At 59.9% G+C, this 18,448-nt stretch carries 14 protein-coding genes and 2 pseudogenes; 7 read left to right on the top strand and 9 right to left on the bottom strand.

All coding sequences use genetic code 11. The features are described 5' to 3' along the window. Window positions 1-7: 7 nt before the first annotated feature. The 4 genes from HNQ66_RS22040 to melA form a co-directional block, all read right to left on the bottom strand. Window positions 8-1,135 (bottom strand): ABC transporter permease, encoded by a 1,128-nt coding sequence (locus HNQ66_RS22040; protein ID WP_184146824.1) that lies wholly within the window; start codon window positions 1,133-1,135, stop codon window positions 8-10. Continuing rightward, entirely contained in the window at window positions 1,132-2,148 is a 1,017-nt protein-coding gene (locus tag HNQ66_RS22035; protein ID WP_184146822.1) for an ABC transporter permease, read from the bottom strand. Before HNQ66_RS22035 ends, HNQ66_RS22040 begins: the two co-directional genes overlap by 4 nt. A gap of 106 nt (window positions 2,149-2,254) precedes the next feature. Beyond that, window positions 2,255-4,336, bottom strand: a complete 2,082-nt coding sequence (locus HNQ66_RS22030) for an ABC transporter substrate-binding protein (protein ID WP_184146820.1) — start codon at window positions 4,334-4,336, stop codon at window positions 2,255-2,257. A gap of 76 nt (window positions 4,337-4,412) precedes the next feature. Continuing rightward, window positions 4,413-5,885, bottom strand: coding sequence for an alpha-glucosidase/alpha-galactosidase (gene melA / locus HNQ66_RS22025; RefSeq protein WP_184146818.1), 1,473 nt, complete (start codon window positions 5,883-5,885; stop codon window positions 4,413-4,415). Between the two features lie 185 nt (window positions 5,886-6,070). Here melA and HNQ66_RS22020 point away from each other — a divergent pair, with 185 nt between their 5' ends. Both HNQ66_RS22020 and HNQ66_RS22015 read left to right on the top strand, forming a co-directional pair. Next, a complete protein-coding gene (locus HNQ66_RS22020; protein ID WP_184146816.1) occupies window positions 6,071-6,970 on the top strand; it encodes an AraC family transcriptional regulator in 900 nt (299 codons plus the stop codon). Window positions 6,971-7,201: 231 nt separating this feature from the next. Then, a complete protein-coding gene (locus HNQ66_RS22015; RefSeq protein WP_184146814.1) occupies window positions 7,202-7,423 on the top strand; it encodes a hypothetical protein in 222 nt (73 codons plus the stop codon). 397 nt (window positions 7,424-7,820) lie between these two features. Here HNQ66_RS22015 and HNQ66_RS22010 read toward each other — a convergent pair whose 3' ends face one another. The 3 genes from HNQ66_RS22010 to HNQ66_RS22000 are packed head-to-tail and all read right to left on the bottom strand — an operon-like array spanning window position 7,821 to window position 10,989. Then, on the bottom strand, window positions 7,821-9,272 hold the full coding sequence (locus HNQ66_RS22010) for a hypothetical protein (protein ID WP_184146812.1): 1,452 nt from the start codon (window positions 9,270-9,272) through the stop codon (window positions 7,821-7,823). Next, complete coding sequence (locus tag HNQ66_RS22005; protein ID WP_184146810.1) at window positions 9,269-10,618, bottom strand: KGGVGR-motif variant AAA ATPase; 1,350 nt, start codon at window positions 10,616-10,618, stop codon at window positions 9,269-9,271. Before HNQ66_RS22005 ends, HNQ66_RS22010 begins: the two co-directional genes overlap by 4 nt. After that, window positions 10,615-10,989 carry a hypothetical protein gene (locus tag HNQ66_RS22000; protein WP_184146808.1) on the bottom strand — a complete coding sequence of 125 codons (375 nt, stop codon included), beginning with the start codon at window positions 10,987-10,989 and terminating at the stop codon, window positions 10,615-10,617. Before HNQ66_RS22000 ends, HNQ66_RS22005 begins: the two co-directional genes overlap by 4 nt. Window positions 10,990-11,258: 269 nt before the next feature. On the opposite strand from HNQ66_RS22000, the pseudogene istA reads away from it, so the two are divergent. Then, window positions 11,259-12,428 (top strand): annotated as a pseudogene (gene istA / locus HNQ66_RS21995) (IS21 family transposase); the annotation flags it as partial. Here istA and HNQ66_RS21990 read toward each other — a convergent pair. Further along, a pseudogene (locus tag HNQ66_RS21990) lies at window positions 12,415-12,675 on the bottom strand (integrase core domain-containing protein); the annotation flags it as partial. The pseudogenes istA and HNQ66_RS21990 sit on opposite strands and share 14 nt — an antisense overlap. A 233-nt stretch (window positions 12,676-12,908) precedes the next feature. Between HNQ66_RS21990 and HNQ66_RS21985 the strand changes: the two are divergent. From HNQ66_RS21985 to HNQ66_RS21975, 3 genes are all read left to right on the top strand, one after another. Then, complete coding sequence (locus HNQ66_RS21985) at window positions 12,909-14,234, top strand: FRG domain-containing protein (protein WP_246434377.1); 1,326 nt, start codon at window positions 12,909-12,911, stop codon at window positions 14,232-14,234. A 74-nt stretch (window positions 14,235-14,308) separates the two neighbouring features. Next, entirely contained in the window at window positions 14,309-16,006 is a 1,698-nt protein-coding gene (locus HNQ66_RS21980; RefSeq protein ID WP_184146806.1) for an RNA-directed DNA polymerase, read from the top strand. Window positions 16,007-16,029: 23 nt separating this feature from the next. Then, window positions 16,030-16,713: a hypothetical protein gene (locus tag HNQ66_RS21975; RefSeq protein WP_184146803.1), complete on the top strand. Its 684-nt coding sequence runs from the start codon at window positions 16,030-16,032 to the stop codon at window positions 16,711-16,713. A 401-nt stretch (window positions 16,714-17,114) separates the two neighbouring features. Here the strand turns inward: HNQ66_RS21975 and HNQ66_RS21970 are convergent, their stop codons facing one another. Next, window positions 17,115-17,459, bottom strand: a complete 345-nt coding sequence (locus HNQ66_RS21970) for a helix-turn-helix domain-containing protein (protein ID WP_184146801.1) — start codon at window positions 17,457-17,459, stop codon at window positions 17,115-17,117. Window positions 17,460-17,701: 242 nt separating this feature from the next. Between HNQ66_RS21970 and HNQ66_RS21965 the strand changes: the two genes are divergently transcribed. Continuing rightward, a complete protein-coding gene (locus HNQ66_RS21965; RefSeq protein WP_184146799.1) occupies window positions 17,702-18,382 on the top strand; it encodes a hypothetical protein in 681 nt (226 codons plus the stop codon). Window positions 18,383-18,448: the final 66 nt, after the last annotated feature.

The following is an 18,448-nucleotide window of genomic DNA, read 5'->3' as shown; positions in this document are numbered from 1 at the left end:
GGTCTCCTCAATAGGGATCGATGGCGTCGCGCAGCCCGTCGCCGAGCGCGTTGAAGGCGAAGACGGTGACGAGCACGAAGCCCACCGGCGCGAGCAGCCAGGGATAGGAGCCGATCACCGAATAGTTGGCCGTATCCTGCAGCATCAGCCCCCAGGAGATCAGCGGCGGCTTGACGGCAAAGCCGAGGAAGCCGAGGAAGGATTCCAGCAGCACCACGCTCGGGATCGCCAGCGTGACGGCGACGATGACGTGGCTCATCACGTTCGGCAGGATATGCTGCAGGAGGATGCGCCGGTCCGTCGCGCCGACGGCCATGGCGGCGCGCACATAGTCGATGCGGGCGAGCGCCAGCGTCTTGCCGCGCACCTCGCGCGACATCTGCGCCCAGCCGAGCGCCGACATGACGATGATGACGAAGGCGAGGAAGACATTGGTCGGCGCCGTCACCGGGATCAGCGAGGTGAGCGCGAGATAGAGCGGCAGCTGCGGGAAGGCGAGCACCAGCTCGACGAAGCGCTGCGTCCAGGCATCGAAGCGCCCGCCGAAATAGCCCGACATCATGCCGACCGTGGTGCCCACCACCGTCACGACGAAGACGACGACGAGCGCGATCATCAGCGAGATGCGCGAGCCGTGCAGCGCCCGCGACAGGACGTCCCGGCCGAACTTGTCTGTGCCGAGCAGGTGGACCGCCGAGCCGTCGACCGCGCCGAAGAAGTGACGCTCGGCCGGAATGAGGCCCAGCAGGCGGTACGGCGCGCCCTTGACGAAGAAGCCGAGATATTGCGGGTTGTCGTAGTCCGGCCCGACGACGGGCTGGAAGGTCACGGGGTCCAGCTCCGCCGTCTCGCGGATCGGATAGGCGCGCGGCGTGAAGGCGAAGTTGCCGTCCTTGTCGGTGAAGCGGATCGCCTGCGGCGGGGTGAAGGCGATGTCCGTCGCCTTGGGATCGGCCGGCGAGAAGAATTCGGCGAAGAGCACGATGAGCGCGAGCAGGCAGACGAGCGCAAGCCCCAGCATGCCGGTGAAGGAGCGCTTCAGCCGCCGCCAGACGAGCGCGGAGTAGCTTTCGCCGTGCTGGTCGCGGGCGGCCGCGGCATCCGCCGCAGGCGTGGATCGGATCTCGGCGATCATGCGGGTCCTCCCGAAAGGCGCACGCGCGGATCCAGCATGGCCAGAAGCAGGTCGGCGATGATGTTGCCGACGATGAGCGTGACGGAGAGCACGAGCATAAAGGTGGCGGTGACATAGACGTCGCCGACCTGCATGGACCCGACGATGGCCGGGCCGACCGTCGGCAGCGCGAAGATGATCGCCGTCTCGATCTCGCCGGTCAGCATGTAGGGCAGCACGACGCCCTGGTACATGACGAGCGGATGCAGCGCATTGGGCACGGCGTGGCGCAGGACGACGGCGCCCTCGCTGAGCCCCTTGGCCCGCGCCGTCTCGACATATTGGGCGTTCAGCGTATCGAGCAGGTTCCCGCGCATGACGCGCATGTTGTAGGCGAGGCCCCCGAAGGTGGCTATGGCGACGACCGGCCAGACATGCTTCACGAGGTCGACGAACTTGCCCCACGACCACGGCGCCCCGCCATAGCGGGCGGAATGGAAGGAATTGATCTCGCTGACGTTGAAATGGAAGACCAGCACATAGACGATGATCAGCGCCATCAGGAAGCGCGGCACCGTCATGCCGAGGAAGGAAATGCCCGACAGCAGCGTGTCGATCCAGGAATATTGCTTCGTGGCGGCGACGATGCCGAAGAGGATGCCGATGCACGAGGCGAGGATGTGGCAGACGAGCGCAAGGGCCAGCGTGCGCGGCAGGCGCTCGGCCACCACCTCGGACACCGGCTTGTTGTAGTAAAGGCTGTGGCCGAAATCGCCGCGCGTGACGATGCCGGTGATCCAGTTGACATACTGGACGGGCAGCGGCCGGTCGAGACCGTGTTCCGTGCGATAGGCCTCGGCCTGGGCGTTCGCCTCCTCGAAGGAGGCCCCACCCTGGTTGATGAGCTGCGAGCGGATGTAATCCGCATAGTCGCCGGGCGGCGCCTGGATGATGGCGAAGGTCACCACGCTGAGCACGAAGAGCAGCGGTATGGCGGCGGCGATCCGCATCATCAGGAAGCGAAGGAGATGCATCGTCGTTTCCCTTGTTTCGCCGCCGGCCGGACCGCGCTGGGTCCGGCGCCGGCGACGCGCGAGAGGGGCATCCGGCCGTGGGCCGGCCGGATGCGGATGGGTCGGCTTACTCGGCCGGGCCGCCGTCGCCCGGCTTGCCCGGCAACTGCTCGGGATAGAGCTCGTAGTCGCCCTGCTTGTCGGCGGCGACGTAGAGCCGCTCGCGCATGATCGAATCCTCGGCCCAGTTGAACATGAAGATCGGCGTGCCCTGCGGAATGTTCGAGAAGCGCTTGTTGACGATGAGCGCGCCCGGATATTCGGTGAGGCCGATCGAGTCCAGGTTGGTGGTCGCCACCTTCTGGTACTGCTTCATGAGGTCCGCCCGCTCGGCACTGTCGTTGCTGGCGATGAACTTGTTGACGATGTCGACAAGCTCCTGCTCGAACGGCATGAGATCGAGCGTGCCGTCCGTGCCGGCGCGGTGGTGCCAGCTCGTGCGCGGACCCGTCGCGGCAAGCTGCGGCGTGTTCTGCACGACCGAGGTGAGGTCCTGCTCGTTGCGGCGGATCGACCAGTCGAAGCGCCCGCCGTAGTGCGCCGCATCGCGCTTCGGGCCGTCCAGCGTGTTGAGCACGACCTTGAGGCCGAGCCGCTCCATCTGGCCGACGACGCCTTCGCCGAGGTTGCGGTCGGTGCCGTATTCGCCGGTGATGAGCAGGACGATCTGCACGTCGCCGCCGCCGGCCGTGCCGGCCGGGAAGTTCACGAAGCCGTCGCCGTCGGTATCGACGAGGCCCGCCTTCTTGAGGAGCGCCTTGGCCTCGTCGAGGTCATAGGGATAATACATGGTGGACTGGCGGTCGTAGAAGCTGGTGCCGGAGGAGAGCCCGCCCGGATAGATCGCCGTGAACGGCCCCTTGACCAGCGAATCGCCCAGCTTCTGCCGGTCGATCGCCATGGTGACGGCCTTGCGGAAATCGAGGTTGCGGTTGAGCTGGCGCACGGCCTCGCCGCGCTCGTCCGGCTCGCCCCAGCCGTTGGCTGAGAAATTGAGGTGCAGGTTGTAGCCGATGACGCGCGGGCCGAAGGCGAGACGCGCGGGCGCGGTGTCCTCGGCGGCGCGCTTCAGCGCCTCCACGAAATTCTCCGGCTGCTCCAGGTTGGAGATGTCGCCCGAGCCGGCGATGGCCTGCACGTCGCGGTCCGCCCAGGTGGAGAGCTTGTAGTGCGCCTCGTTGAGATAAGGCAGCTGCCTGCCCTCCTCGTCCACCTTCCAGTAATAGGGGTTGCGGCGGAGCACCACGATATCGTCCGAGCGGTAGGCGACCGGCACCCAGGCGCCCATGACGGGGAAATTCAGGTATTCCGGCGGGAAGGCGTTCTTGTACTGGTCATAGGTCGTGCCGGCATATTTCGGATGCTTCGTCTTGAGGATGTGCGAGGGGCCGGGGCAGAAGGTGCCGTAGGCCATGGCGAACAGATACTGGCGCGGGAAGGCTTCCTTGAAGGTCCACTCGATCGTGTAGGGATCGAGCGCCTTGAGCGTCGTGCCCACGCCGAAGGTCTCGGGCGTCGCGCCGTTCAGCGGCGTGACGTTCGGGTCGAGGACGTTGTCCTCCCAGTAGAACATCACGTCCTCGGCGTCGAAGGGGTCGCCGTCGGACCACTTGGCGCCCTCGATCAGCTTCATCGTCAGCTTGTGGCCGTCCTCGGACCATTTCCAGCTCTTCGCAAGATTGGGCAGCGGCTCCATGTCGTTCGCCTCGACCTGGAAGAGCGGCGCGGTGCGCGTCAGGCACTCGAACATGCCGATGTCGATGCCGCCCCAGCCCTGCGACTGGCCGGCGCTGTAGTTCCAGCCCTCCGGCCGGCCGCCGATGACATGGCGGATCGTGTCGCCGTAGACGCCGGTGCCGTCCGGCATGTTGCCGGTCTTGTAGACCAGCGGCTCCTTGGGAAGGCGCTCGCCGACCGGCGGCAGCTTGCCGGTCTTGACGAACTTCTCCGTCACCCAGTCCGGCTCCTGATAGGCGGAAAGCGCCTTGTATTCCAGGATCGAGGTCCGGGGGACATAGGTGATCTTGCCCTGGGCCGGAAAGACCGGCTGCTCCGGCACGACCACGGGATCGGCGGCGCCCGCCGGCATGGCGAGCGCCGAGACGCCCAGCATGAGCACGGCGCTCCGCAAGGAACGGATGAATGTCATTGTCGCTGTTCTCCCTCTTGTTTCCGGCCGCTCCTCCACGGGCGGCCGTTTCCTCCGAAATCCGCGGCAGGCTCCCTCAGCCCGCCGCGCGCAGCCTCATCGCTTCGCGTTCGGCGCGCACTTCCTCCAGGGAGCGGACCTCGCGGCTCGCCGCGCCCTTCCACTCGCGCGTCCTGACGGTGCCGCGGGCAAGGCGCTCCTTCGCGCCCGCGACGGCATGGGCATACTGGGGCAGCCAGGCGGCCTGCGCGACCACCATTTCGTCCACCATCTGCCAGACTTCCTCCGGCGTGCAGATCGCGCCCACCAGCGGATCGTGCAGCACGGCGAGCTTCAGGAGGTCGATATCGCCCGAGATCGCCGCGTGCACGGACATGCGCTGCACGTTGATCGAGGAGATGCAGGTCGCCGCACAGGCCTCCGGCAGCGTGATGCCCGCCACCATGTTGATGCCGAAACGGTCGACGAAGCCGGGCGATTCGATGATCGCATCGGCCGGCAGGTTGGTGATGACGCCGTTGTTCTTGACGTTGAAATGCCCGCGATAGACCCGGCCCGTCTCCAGCGCTTCGAGGATGTGGCTCGCATGCTCGTTGGAGCGGCGCTTCGGATCGATCGGCTTTCCGGCCGCCTTGAGCAGCTCGGGATAGTCGCTCTCGAACCAGTTGCGGGTCTCGGTGGAATAGCGCAGGTACCCGCCGGTCTCGCCGTGGATCCAGTCCGACATGTCGATCCAGCGCTGCGTCTCCTCCGGCCGCTTGCGATACCAGGGCAGATATTCGGAAAGATGGCCGTTGCTCTCGGTGGAATAGACACCGAAGCGCTTGAGCACGTCGATGCGCAGCTTCTCCTGCTGCGAGAAGACCGGATGGGCCTCGAAGGCGGCGACGAGCTCGTCCTTGCCGACCTTGCGGCCCCTGAGGCGGAGGTCGACGAACCAGGTCTGGTGATTGATGCCCGAGCAGATATAGTCGAGCTCCCCCTCGCCCGCGCCGAGGATTTCCGCGATCTGCTCGCCGCCGTGCTGGACGCCGTGGCACAGGCCCACCGTATCGACCTTGCCGTATTCGATGGCGGCCCAGGTGTTCATGGCCATGGGATTGGCGTAGTTGAGGAATTTCGCGCCCGGCTCGGCGACCTCGCGGATATCCTTGCAGAAATCGAGGATGACCGGGATGTTGCGCTGGCCGTAGAGGATGCCGCCGGCGCAGATCGTATCGCCGACGCACTGGTCGACGCCGTATTTCAGCGGGATGCGGATGTCGTCCGCATAGGCTTCGAGGCCCCCGACCCGCACGCAGCTGATGACGTAGCGCGCGCCCTCCAGCGCCTTGCGGCGTTCCGTGGTGGCGGTGATGCGCGTCGGCAGGCCGTTCGCCTCGACGATCTTCTCCAGGATCGTGCGGATCATCGTCAGGTTATGCTCGCTGAGATCGGTCAGGGCGACCTCGATATCGGCGAATTCCGGCACGGACAGGATGTCCGTGAAGAGCTTCTTGGTGAAGCCGACGCTGCCCGCGCCGATGATGGCGATCTTGAACCTGCTCATGCTATCCTCGTCCGAATGGGTCCCGGCTGCCTGAATGGGTAAAATCGAGCGCATGCGCCGTTTGCCAGCCGAAACGGGCTGCTCGCGCAGTTGCTCGTCAACCCTCTTGAAATCCGGAAAAACTTCCTCTCAAGTCGGCATTATGCGGATCGCCGGATGAGATCATAGAGAGGGATTGTGCTTTCATGGGTAATTCTATGCTCCAGAACCTCATTGCCGGCGGCCCGGTGATGAAGACGGTGTCGCTGCCGCGCGGCCGTCACCGGCTGCACACGATGCCGACCAGCACGGGCTATGAGGTGCGCAACGACACGAGCTACGACTGGGACGGCCGCAAGCGCGGCCAGACACCTTTCACCGTCGTCCAGCACACCCTGAGCGGGGCGGGAAACCTGCGCTACGAGAACCGGATCTACCGGGTGCGCCCGGACGACACGCTGCTGCTGCTGGTCCCGCACAATCATCGCTACTGGCTGGAGGAAGGCGGCCACTGGGAATTCTTCTGGATCTCGATGAACGGCGAGGAAGCGCTGCGCATCCACCGCGCCATCCTGTCGATGACCGGCCCGATCCTGAAGCTCCAGCCGGAAACGGTGGAGCATCTGGCCGACTGCAGCCGGCGCCTCGTCTCCGGCGGTGGAGAAGCGCCGGGGCAGGCTTCAGCCATCGCCTACGAGGCGGCGATGGCGCTCTACGACGACGTCTTCGGCTCCCACCCTACGGCGGGCGAGGAATACAGGGCGATGCAGCAGGTCATCAGCCACATCGACGCCAACCTGGACAAGCCCCTGCCGGTCGAGGAACTGGCGCGGGTCTCCGGCTTCAGCCGGTCCCACTTCTCGCGCGTCTTCGCCGCGCACGAAGGCGTGCCGCCGGCCGAGTTCGTCCTGCGCAAGCGCCTGCAGCGCGCCACCAAGCTCCTGACGCGCGCCGCCAATCTTTCCGTCAAGGAGGTTTCCAGCATGGCCGGCTTCGAGGACCCGAACTACTTCGCCAAGGTCTTCCGCCGCCATTTCGGCGCAAGCCCGACCGAGTTCCGCACCACCGGCATGTACGCCAGCCCCCCACCCACCGACGCGCCGTGATCCTGCGCCAGAAGCGATGCGACCTCCGCGAGATCGAGGCTTTGTTTCTTGCGCCCTTAAACGCAACAAGCCCCGCGGCTTTTTGGCTGCGGGGCTTGCTGTGAATGTTGGTTGCGGGGGCTGACAACCGCTGTAATCGAACACCCCTGAGATGCTTCGTCTGAGTGCTCAGCAAGCGCTGGAATGCGCCAACAATTAATCGAATCCTATAACAAGTTGGATGGTAAAGCGATGACCGCCAAAAACACGACACTCACTCTCGAACATATCGAGGACGCCGAACTGGTCGCATGGATGAGAGAGCAACTGGCACGAATAAAAGACTTCCTGATTGACCACGAAGCCGATGAAGAAATGATATCACCTATCGATCGAGCGATCGAGGACAATGAGAATTGGTCTGACCCTGAAAACTACGATTTACTTAATAACACATCCTCTGGCTCATGTTAAAATGCATCTTCCGAAGTCCAGAAATTTTAGATTTAAATTTCAGTCACAAAATCTCATACGAGGAGCGGCCCTGCCAAAGACCTGTGGGGATGGAGAGTGTTGCTGTGCTTGAGCCAGAACGGTAGTCGCAATGACAGCCTTGAGATGTCACTTTGGGGCCGTAACAGATGGCCTCTTACATGATCTGGAGCCGGAAGACGTATCTCATTGAATGACCAAAAGGGCCGGGAGTGGACTGGCGGCTTCTGTTCGCCTGTGGGCTATAGCTGCCATTCGCATTGCTGAGACGGATCAGCAAATTTCCACCGCATTTCGGCCATGGCCACCCGTCGGCAACTCATCCTGGAAGCAGACACTCAATGAATCACGTATCGATCACATCAGCCCGACAGCCATCCTATGTACGCCTTGGAACAGCCACACCACCCTTTCGCTTGATGCCGGCTTCGACTCTGAAAATGTCAGGCACATTAATCTTTCCGTTTGCGCGTTCCTCAGTAACCGCAATGCTGTTCATAGCATCGAGCAGCGCCTCAGTGTTCTTTTCATCGGCCAGTTGCACGGGCGCGAGCCAGTGACCCGCTCTTGCTTCCCCCAGAATCCCCTGCACAACTTCTGAGTCCTCCCAAATACGAAGCAACTCGCGGCGCTCAATCGGAACGAATTGACCCTTGAGTGCAGCTAGAGCACTATCGATCCACCGATAATCCTCACGCAATTCTGCCAACCGAGTACTGGAAGCCTTACGGACGCCTTCGATCAGGCCCAGATGATCCACCGCTCTGTCACTCGGAACAGGTTTGTGTTCGGACGCCTTCTGCCAGGCTGTCAAGAATGTTCGGGGCGAACAGGCATTTCTGGCATCGCTGAGGTGCAGGGGCACCCAAGTATAGACTCTGCCTCGTCTCGCGTCGGTACCCATATATGGTCCAGCTATCTCTTTGATTAGGTTCCTTTGGTCCTCCAGTGCCCCGCTGCTTTGCTTCGCCATTGGGCCTAACGCGTCCGATGCATTGATCCTTCTCGCTACGGAAGTGAGCGCAGTCTTTCCCGCGGGGCCACGCATGATTTCGAAGAATAACAACCCGAACAGCTCATGAGGTTGCCAGCTGAGGTCGACGTGATCGTTCAGAATCTTGGATCCGTCGGGAAACTGGAAAATGCTTCGATCCGAGAACTGGTCGGGTCGGATAAAGATCTTCGTTCGGATCGACTTGAATGACTTCAGGCCTACGGCACGGCGCAGCAGCGCCGTAGTGAGCTGTCGAATGCGCTGCCAGTCTCCAGGGAGGCGATCCAGTGCGTCGAAGAGGATGAGCACGCCTGTGCCCTTCTTTGCGAGATCATCGTCGACAGACGACAGCGCGTCTTCGAATTCTCCGGGGCTTTTCTTCAGTTTTGCAAGTGTCTTGTCAAACTGCAGCGGTTCGACTGCCGAACGAATTTCTTGCACGGCCCTGAATATCACTGCACGCCAGATATCTTCGGCGGTGTATCCACCGCCAAGGGCACGCTCTATGCTGTCCGGAGTAGGCGCGATGGGATCGGTCTTCTCTGCGCCGTTGAAGCCAATTACGACTTTGCTCTTTTTCAGTTGCGGCTGGCCGTAGATATCTGCGACGCGACTACGAACCGCCGTGTCGGTCAATGCATGGGTCCACAAGCTCTTCCCCATACCTCGGTTGCCGACAACCAACTGCCGGCCCAGATCCAGCACAGATCGATGGCTTTCGGGTGTGAATACACGATCGGGTCCTACTGGTTCGTTGGGCTCCACCTTACTGGCCGGGCTAAAGGAGGCCATGGTCTCCCTCAGAACCTGCATCTCGTTGTTGTCGCGAGCTTTCATGTCGACGCCGTCCGATCTTGGCCAGGCAGGATTTCCAGTGCCGAGTATAGCTTATCGAGGAATGGCCTGTAGGTCTGCTCGAAGAAAGCACCTAGCAACTGGCCCCCGCGCTGGGCGGGGTCAAAGTCTAGGAATCGACTATCAAAAGGAATGACCAACGGATGGTGGGGCGCATCGGGATCATCGGGAGCGAAATTGATAGCCTCTGCCACCTGTCCTTCCTCATCGATATCGTCATACAGGTTCTCGGCGAACAGTTCGTACAGATTGTCTGCGTTGGAGGCTGCCGTTTCGCCGTTCATACTGGCTTTTGCATAGACCGGCCGGATCATAAGGCGCCAATCCGAGGATTGGCCTAGTTGCACCGACCGCTGCGCCAAAAGGCGCAACGCAGCAAAGAGCGAGCGATACCCTCTGATTGTTTGCTGCTGGGCAGTTCCAAAGAACAAAACCAAGGCGCCCAAACTCAGGACAGCCGGTGCAGCAAGCTCAGCCAGTCCGGCCCGACTGTCGATCAGCACAACGTCATAGGACTCAAGGCCTGTCATTCGCTCGATCATTTGAGATATTTGCGACCCGACAGTCGCGACGTTTCCCATCTCATCCACATCATCGGTCATTGCACGTGACAACTTAGCCAGAACGTTGGCAGGGTATTTGACAGAGCTGCTCCCTAGCGCGGGTAGTACATCGACGCGCCCACCGCCCGATGAGGTGAGAGTGCTCGTTCCGATAAATCGGTGAAGTTCTTGGTCTGTAACTCCGCCGATTCCATTTTCGACCAAGTAGTCCGCAACTCCGAACTCTGGGGCCCGGTCGTCGGACAGCAGAAGTTCCCCAAGGCCAGGAGCTTCCAAGTCGAGATCAACGACAAGGACGTTTCTCCCCCGTGCTGCAAGATCTGCGGCGGTGACGGTTAGTGCAGTAGAACGGCCAACGCCCCCCTTTAAACTGGCGAAGACCACTCTAGACGGCACAGCAACGGTCGACACCGGCTCCGATAGCCAAGCTGCGCCAACGATGCGTCTGTCGATCAGCCAGAATTTATATCCGCCTTCATCGACAAACAGCCGGTCTTTCGCCGCAAGCAATCGCGCTGCCCCCGGCTCGTCAGCGAACGCTAAAACGCCATCTGCGCGAGCGTACGGACCAAGGACCTCTTGCAATGCCTTGAGCAGCGTCTGTGGGTCCTCGGCAGATTCTGCATCATTCGCAGCCACGAACTTCAGGTGACCCACGCTATCCCTGACGATAACTCCGTTTAGAAGAGCATCCGGCCCCCAGTGAGCCGATATCTGCTCGGCGATCATCAGAAGCGCTTCATCGAAAAACGGGGTCTCGCTCATAAATCGCCCAACTTGTCGACGAGGTCGGTCGCCTGAGCTTTCCATTTATCCACCCATGCATCATGAATTTGGCCTGTCGGTGCGTATCGCATATCTGTGCTCCAGTTCTCGAAGACACCGGATTCCGAAATCCGTCTCAGCGCTCCCTGCAAACGACCATGGGCCATATCCGCAACCATGGTGCGCAGGCTTGGGAAGTGAGCATAGAATGGGTCATTCCGTTTGTCGTTCGGGTTCGGCTTCATTCCGCTACGCGACATCATGTGCTTCAGCGCGAGTTCTCCCGCTAGTCCGAATAGGTAGCCGGAGACCGCCCGACAACCTGGCTTCTTCCCTGGCTGCTGTTCATCATAGAGCTTCTGCGCAGTCATGAGGTGTCGTCTTGCTGCACCAGCCATGTCATACCCATATGCCATCCTGCCCCCGATCACTTCACTGCCATTACATAGCCGTGCAAAGTGCCTTGACCAAGACAAAAAAGTGCACGTCTTCACGGAGCTAGGGATATGCCACTGCTTTGGTGGATGTGATTAGGCATGGAATAAGGACCCCGCAAATGGGGTGATCGGCATCGAAACGGGACCCCCATTCGCGCAGGGGTTACAACAGCCTCCGGTTTTATCGGAGGCTTTTTATTTGGATGCTTGTCGTGGAGACGATTTCAAAGATACGCCGCCTTGCCCATGTGCAGGGCAAGTCGATCAAGGCGATCTGCCGGGAGCTTGGCATATCGCGCAAGGTGGTGCGCAAGGTTTTGCGTTCCGACGAGACGGAGTTCAAGTACGAACGGCTTCGCCAGCCTCAGCCGAAGCTTGGTCCCTGGCGCGACCAGCTCGACGGATTGCTTCTTGCCAATGAAGCCAAGCCGTCGCGCGAACGGCTGACGCTGATCCGGATATTCGAGGATTTGCGTGATCTGGGTTACGAGGGCGGTTACGATACCGTCCGGCGCTACGCCCGGGCCTGGGCGAAGGAGCGCGGGGCCGTGACAGCGGAAGCCTACGTTCCGCTCTACTATGCGCCGGGCGAGGCCTACCAGTTCGACTGGAGCCACGAGATTGTCGTGCTCGGCGGCGTGACGACGACGGTGAAGGTTGCCCATGTCCGGCTGTGCAACAGCCGGATGATGTATGTGCGGGCCTATCCGCGCGAGACGCAGGAGATGGTATTCGACGCCCATGATCGGGCGTTTGCCTTCTTCGGCGGCGCGTGCACACGCGGCATCTACGATAGTGAGGCGGACAAGCAATCGATCCGGTGAATCGATTGCCCGCCGAACAAGACGGCGGTGGAGACGGTGTTCGTGGGCAAGGATCGGCAATACAATCGCCGCTTCCTTCAGATGTGCAGCCATTTCCTTGTCGAGCCGGTGGCCTGCACGCCGGCGTCCGGCTGGGAGAAGGGTCAGGTCGAGAACCAGGTGAACCTGGTGCGCGAGCGCTTCTTCACACCGCGGCTGCGCTTCAAATCCTACGACGAGCTGAACGGCTGGCTGCTGGACAAGTGTATCAGCTACGCCCGCGCCCATAAGCACGTCGACCAGCCGCAGCGCACGATCTGGGAGGTGTTCGAGCAAGAGCGGTCGCAGCTTGTCGCTTATCCGGGGCGGTTCGACGGCTTCCACGCCGCGCAGGTCTCGATCGGCAAAACCTGCCTCGTTCGTTTCGACAACAACAAATACTCTGTGCTGTCGACTGCTGTCGGCCGCCCGGCCGAGATCCACGCTTATGCCGATCGTATCGTGATCCGGCAAAACGGCATCGAGATCGGCCAGCACGAGCGCCACTTCGGCCGTGGCGAGACGATCTATATCCTAAGGCGCTGTGCGGGTGAAGATTGTTGTAATGCTCGAACCAGAACGGCAGGTTCGCGATGACGGTTTCGGCGTCCGGAGTGGGGTTTACCGAGACGTAGTCGCGCTTGAAGGTTTTGACGAAGGCCTCGGCCATGCCGTTCGACTGCGAGCTGCGCACCGGCGTCGTGCATGGTTCCATACCGATGTCACGGAGCAAGGACGCGGTGTCCTTGGCAATGAAGCAGGAACCATTGTCGGTGACCCGTGCAATTCGAGATCACGATCGAGGTCAGGGCAAGCCTGCTTGCCTGACGACCTGAGCTTCCACACTGCTCAACCGGGAGTCAGGAAACAGGCAGGGAAGTCACCAGGCGAACAACTAAAAAGTCAAACATCGCGATGTACTTCGATCAGCTTTTTGCGCGGCCCGAGGTATTGGCATTTGTCTGGCTGCTACCTATACGAAGGTTATCTGACGGGGATTCGGGGGGGCGAATGTACAACTTGATAATGGCAGCCGTAGATAGCGACTGGAATGCGCCCATCGGCGTAGAGATGGAGGCTACATTCGACCTGTCGAGGTTCCTCGAATACACCGAGGAAACGCTGGCACAGATTTTCAAGCCGGTCTCGGATACGTCTCTCCAATTTCTGTCACAGCTGCCCGCCGTTTTCATGAGTGAACTGGACCGGAACGAGCAAGGCCAGAACATTATCCGGATCAGGATAGGGCGTGTCTGGGATGTTGGTCTCGCTGGCAGGTCACTGACCTATCGCTTCAGAATCGAACGTGACTACGGCACGATCCCTGTCGCTGATCGTAAAACAATTGAAGCGGCGTTTGAGCTTGGCCGTTTCGAGCTTACCCGGACGCATTGGGCGATCAAAAATGCCGATTTGTTTAGCGCTTTGACGGCTGCTGGACTGGCGTCTCCCGTCGTAGCGCCGACCGTCATTCCGCCGCCACCGTCGCCGCCAGCCGCGGAGTATCCTATCGTCCATACAGTCGAGGATTTCCTTGGCCATGTGCTGGGCCTGCCGAAAGGTCCAGACGAGGAGATATTCTATCGGGGGCATGCGAACAGAAGCTACAAGCTCGAACCCTCATTGTTCCGGACTAACCCGGCAGGGGAATTCAAGCATCTTCGGCAGGAAGACATTCTGGTACGAGAACTGCTAACCGCACACGCCAATGATTTCGCAGCTGACCCATACATGCTGGATCGTCTGGTCCGTATGCAACACTTTGGCCTGCCCACCCGGTTGCTGGACGTGTCGTCAAATCCATTGGTGGCTCTTTATTTCGCCTGTTCGGGCGCCGGGGTCGATGGCGAAGTGATCATGCTCAAAACCAAATCGTCGGACGTTCAGTTTTATGACTCTGACAAAGTGAGTTGTATCGCCAACCTTTGCCTTATGTCCGATGCCGAAAAGAACAGGATGGACACAAAATCCGACATTGCCACGTTCGCCTCGACCACTGCCGGGGAGAAGTTGCTCAATTTTGTCCGCAGGGAAAAACCGTACTTCACGGCGCGTATCTTGCCCTCTGACCTGCAGCGAATTTTGTTCGTGCGCGGACGCAATTTGCATGAGCGCATACAAGCGCAATCTGGCGCGTTCCTACTATTTGGCAAGGACGCCATATTGGAGGAGACCGGCCACAGCTCACTCAATGTCCAGCGGGTCGTCGTACGGAACAAAGGCTCCATTCTCGACCAGCTCGACCGGCTGAATATCAAGTCGAGCACCATTTATCCCGGCATCGATAAAACGGCGACCGACATAGCCAGAAAACATGAAGTCAAAAGCGGAGTCTGAGGCCGGTAAATGGCTAATAGCGCCTCATCACCGCCGTTCCCCACCGGTAGCCTCACTCATTTTAAGAGCTTTCGATGTCTGTGAGAACAAAAAGTGAGCGGCTCAAGCGGCTGGTTGGAAATGGCTTCTTCGCCCCCGAATTGCCGCCTTGCTTCATTTCCAGTGACATGGCCCGGTACAGGGCATCGACCCTGGCGAGCATAGATTCCATGCCTCCTAACGGGCGAGGTGATCCTGCCCATTACACCTTCATCTCAGAGCCGGCTCAGTTCTATTTTCCGCGGTTCGGGAAGAACGATCGCCGACATGCAGTCCCGAACCCTATCGCGCATCTGCTTTTGTCGAGGGTTCTTGCCGACAACTTCGTCGATTTGACCAAGAGTGCGCGACAGTCCCTGATCTCCCTTTCACCTCTGGTGCTCGACTGGAGCGGACCGCGAGCACTCGTTCGTCCGACCATCGATGCCCTGGACGACTTTCGGATAAATCTGGCATCGAGGCGGGAAAAATACGCTGCGGCAGATATTCACGCCTTTTTCCATTCTATCTACACCCATGCTATCCCGTGGGCGATCCATGGGAAAACGTTCGCCAAGAGGAATCGCAGGCCGATTCACTATGGCAACCTGATCGACCTGCTTTGTCGTAATGCGCAAGATGGCCAGACGATCGGTCTACCTGTGGGACCTGATACCTCGCGGCTCATCGCAGAGGTCGTCGCCTCGGCGATCGATGACATCCTCCAGAAGAAACTGGGTGTGGGCGCACGTGACGCCTCCCGGTACATCGATGACTATACTTTGAGCAGCCCCGCCGATCATACTGGCGAAGCCATGCTTGCAGCAGTGCGGCAAGCGGCTGCCCATTTTGAGCTCGAACTCAACAACGACAAATCCTCCATTCACTCGACGGCGCTTCGGCCGGCGAAGGGATGGCAACGAGCGGCTCACGCCTACATTCCTCGTCCTGCAGGACCGGCGGGCGCTGTTGACGCCGGTGAGATCGAGCATTTCCTCTATCAACTTGGCCGCTTGTGCCTCGCTCACCCCGACCTCAACATCGAGAAATTTGGCCTACAGAATGCACGATCTGCGTTGGTCGCTGTCGACAGCTGGCAACCTCTCCAATTTGCTCTGATCAGCGCTTATCGAAGAAATTCAAGTCTGGTCTCGTTGCTGGTGGAAGTATGCCTGTTGCGGCAGATCTCCCATCACGACGTCCAGAGCGACGTGCTGATCGAATTTATCGAAAACAGGTTGCCCGTTCTTGCCAGCGGCAACAGGACTGGAGAGATAATCTGGCTACTGTTCATGGCCGCGCGGTTGCGCCTTCCATTGTCTGCGGCGAAACTCAAGCCGCTCTATGCGATGGAAAATGGGTTCGTCGCCCTCTTGGTCGCGTTGCTGGATCGTCGGGGGCTTGTCAACGGTGCCATAGACCGCCGGCTCTGGGACACCTCGCTCAACCAGGATGGTTTGCGCGGGCCTATGTGGCTCTATGCATATGAAGCGGTCGGTGCCGGCCTTCTTCCCGGTGCCTCTGACGCCTTCATATTGTCGGACCCATACTTCTCGCTTTTGCACTCCAAGAAAATTCGGTTCCTGGACATTGATCGCGGGTACTCTTCGGTAACGTCGGTTCTGCGGGGGCTAAGACAGGAAAATGAGCGTTTGCGCCGGCTTCGAGAAGCGCTGCAACGGGCGGAGCCGCTCGATTGGGACGACGATGAAGCTGAAGAGGACGACGAAAATCCGTTCGAGGGGCTTTATTAAGTTGAGGGCGAGAGGAATACCCAATGCAGCAGGCCGCGTCAGTGATGCAGTTTTTGAACACAAATACCGGCGCCATTACCGGTTTGGCCACCGTTGCGCTGCTTTTGGTGACGGGATGGTACGCATGGACCACTCGCGCGCTACTTAAGGAAGCGCAACAGACCCGGCTGATGGCATCTGAGCCAAGGGTCGTTGCCTACCTCAGAGTCCATGAAATTCACGGCAATATCGTCCAACTTTGCATTGCCAATCTGTCAGCAGCTGCAGCAACCGGTGTTTCAGCATCCGTCGACAAGGTGACCGATTGGCCCACCAAATTCGATTTTGGCGACATCAAGATTTTGCGCGATCTGAGCTTCCTTAGACCCCACGAAGTTCTAAGATTTGACCTCGGCTACGGTCCAAATCTCTTCCATGATGGTCAGCCCGCGGTGTTCAAGGCTGCCATAAAGTATGAGAGCCTCGATGGCCGGCCCTTCACTTTCGAGGATACACTCCAGGTCGAAAGTGTCGCTGGCTTTGGAAACTGGCGTGTCTATGGGATCGATGACGTCGCTCGGCGCCTCGAGGAAATTTCGAAGACGTTGTCGGCTTTTTCAGGTGGGCGCAGGCTCAACGTGGACAGCTTCAGCGCAGCTGATTGGAAAGAAGAGGAGCGGGCTCATAAGGAGAGGCGTAGCCAGAATGCCCCTGGTCAGCGGGAGTAGCTGCGTCGCCGCGTTATCTCATCGCCGTTTTTGGATTCGCCCTGGCGAGTAGTGATAAACGGCCATCACCACTCGCCTGATGTCGCACTCATGGGGACTCCTGTCGGTTCGGCTTCAGCCGGCGCCATTTGAGTTTTGACAACCAACCGCGACCTTGCTCATATCCGAGGCGGGCCGCTTCCAGTATTCTGGGTGTCCCCGAATGCGCTTGGCATATACTTCGCATTCATCCCATCCATTGTCCCTGTCATGTTCCTACCACCTAATGATTGGGCGGTACTGGACAGTCCGTCTGCGGCCTCATATCAGCCGTTTGGCACCGTGCATTCCACATGTCCGCTACCGTCGGCGCACTGCCAAAAGCCGTCAGTCCGCTTACGGCCCCATTGCTGTCATTAATCTCACCCCGCCGATGTCCTTTTCCTGGCCAATACCCTAATCTGCTCGACAGCGAGTTCGAGGGTGTCATCCGATAGCTCGCGAGTGATGGACTGCAATTCCTCGACCAGCTGAGCCCTGCGCCTGGAGATCGGTGCTTCGTCGAAGTCGAACAGCGTCTTGAGCGGTACATTAAGCGCCTGCGACAACTGCTCGACTGTCACGAAGTTCGGAAGGCTCCTGCCGCGCTCGATGTTCGACACCGCATCGACCGAGCGCCCAATCCGGGTGGCCAGCTCCTCCTGCGTCAGCTTCTTTTCCTTGCGGATCGCCTTCAGGCGCAATCCAAAGCGCGTTTTCGTGTCCATACCCGTATTTCAATCCGGGTTGAGGATTCGAGAACGGAGTGAAGTTGGAAACGATTTGTAAACTCGTACAACTATACGGTTTATCTGCGAATCCCGATTTCGGCTCCTGTCTGTTCCGCGTCGTCACCGTCGACGGGTTTGTACCGGGGAAATCCCCTTCAACCAAAACCAGCCGCGGCTAAGGACCGCGGCAAGACGGAGTTCCTGTCGTGATCAGAGCAACATACCTTTCAAGCCTTCTCATGATCGTCGCGGCGTGTCCCGCAATCGCCGCCGATATGGACGGGCCGATCATCGCCGGCAGCCCGGTCTTCTCCTATGACAATGCCGCCGACACAACGGACATGCTGGAGCCGTCAGGTTCCGGATTTTCGGGTTACGTCGAAGGCAGCTTCAGCAAGGCTTTCGACACTCCCTATGACGTCGACGGCCGCGCATGGGCCTTACGAGGTTCCATCAATATCGAAGGCCCAAGCGGACTGAACGTCCAGTTCGACGGAGGCTATGCAAGAACCACCGTCGAGGACGTCAGCGTCAACCAGCTCGTCGGCGCCGGCCACACCTATTATCGAGACCGCGAGTTCGCCATCGGCGGCTTCGTCCAGGCAAGTTCGATCGGCGCCGATTACCTCGGCTATAGCTTGGACGGCACGATCAAGGACTATCTGGGAGGCGTAGAGGGCGCCTGGTTCATGGACCAGGCAACGGTCTACGGGCGCGCCGGCTACGGTCAGGCAAAGTGGGAAGGCTACTCTGCGGATCATGCCGTGGGCGCAATCGGCGCCCGCCTTTATGCGACCGACAATTTTCGCTTCGATGTGGAGGGCGCAATCAATCGCCTCAGCCATGCCGATCTCAAGCTGGATACTAGGTCTGCGACCTTCTCGATCAATTGTGAGCGCAACGAACACCCCACCTTTTAACGGCGCGATTTGGGCTTGAGATTCTGCTCGTTGATTTGGAAGGACGATTTTTCAATGGACGAGCGG

Source organism: Shinella fusca (genome assembly GCF_014203155.1).
GTDB lineage: Bacteria > Pseudomonadota > Alphaproteobacteria > Rhizobiales > Rhizobiaceae > Shinella > Shinella fusca.
This window is presented reverse-complemented; position numbering and strand designations above follow the sequence as displayed.

Coding starts and splice junctions, on each gene's coding strand:
- HNQ66_RS21985 (WP_246434377.1), top strand. CDS start 12,909: ATGTACAACTTGATAATGGCAGCCGTAGATAGCGACTGGAATGCGCCC.
- HNQ66_RS22015 (WP_184146814.1), top strand. CDS start 7,202: ATGACCGCCAAAAACACGACACTCACTCTCGAACATATCGAGGACGCC.
- HNQ66_RS22035 (WP_184146822.1), bottom strand. CDS start 2,148: ATGCATCTCCTTCGCTTCCTGATGATGCGGATCGCCGCCGCCATACCG.
- HNQ66_RS22030 (WP_184146820.1), bottom strand. CDS start 4,336: ATGACATTCATCCGTTCCTTGCGGAGCGCCGTGCTCATGCTGGGCGTC.
- HNQ66_RS22040 (WP_184146824.1), bottom strand. CDS start 1,135: ATGATCGCCGAGATCCGATCCACGCCTGCGGCGGATGCCGCGGCCGCC.
- HNQ66_RS21980 (WP_184146806.1), top strand. CDS start 14,309: ATGTCTGTGAGAACAAAAAGTGAGCGGCTCAAGCGGCTGGTTGGAAAT.
- HNQ66_RS21975 (WP_184146803.1), top strand. CDS start 16,030: ATGCAGCAGGCCGCGTCAGTGATGCAGTTTTTGAACACAAATACCGGC.
- HNQ66_RS22010 (WP_184146812.1), bottom strand. CDS start 9,272: ATGAAAGCTCGCGACAACAACGAGATGCAGGTTCTGAGGGAGACCATG.
- HNQ66_RS22000 (WP_184146808.1), bottom strand. CDS start 10,989: ATGACTGCGCAGAAGCTCTATGATGAACAGCAGCCAGGGAAGAAGCCA.
- HNQ66_RS22005 (WP_184146810.1), bottom strand. CDS start 10,618: ATGAGCGAGACCCCGTTTTTCGATGAAGCGCTTCTGATGATCGCCGAG.
- HNQ66_RS21965 (WP_184146799.1), top strand. CDS start 17,702: ATGATCGTCGCGGCGTGTCCCGCAATCGCCGCCGATATGGACGGGCCG.
- HNQ66_RS21970 (WP_184146801.1), bottom strand. CDS start 17,459: ATGGACACGAAAACGCGCTTTGGATTGCGCCTGAAGGCGATCCGCAAG.
- HNQ66_RS22020 (WP_184146816.1), top strand. CDS start 6,071: ATGGGTAATTCTATGCTCCAGAACCTCATTGCCGGCGGCCCGGTGATG.
- melA (WP_184146818.1), bottom strand. CDS start 5,885: ATGAGCAGGTTCAAGATCGCCATCATCGGCGCGGGCAGCGTCGGCTTC.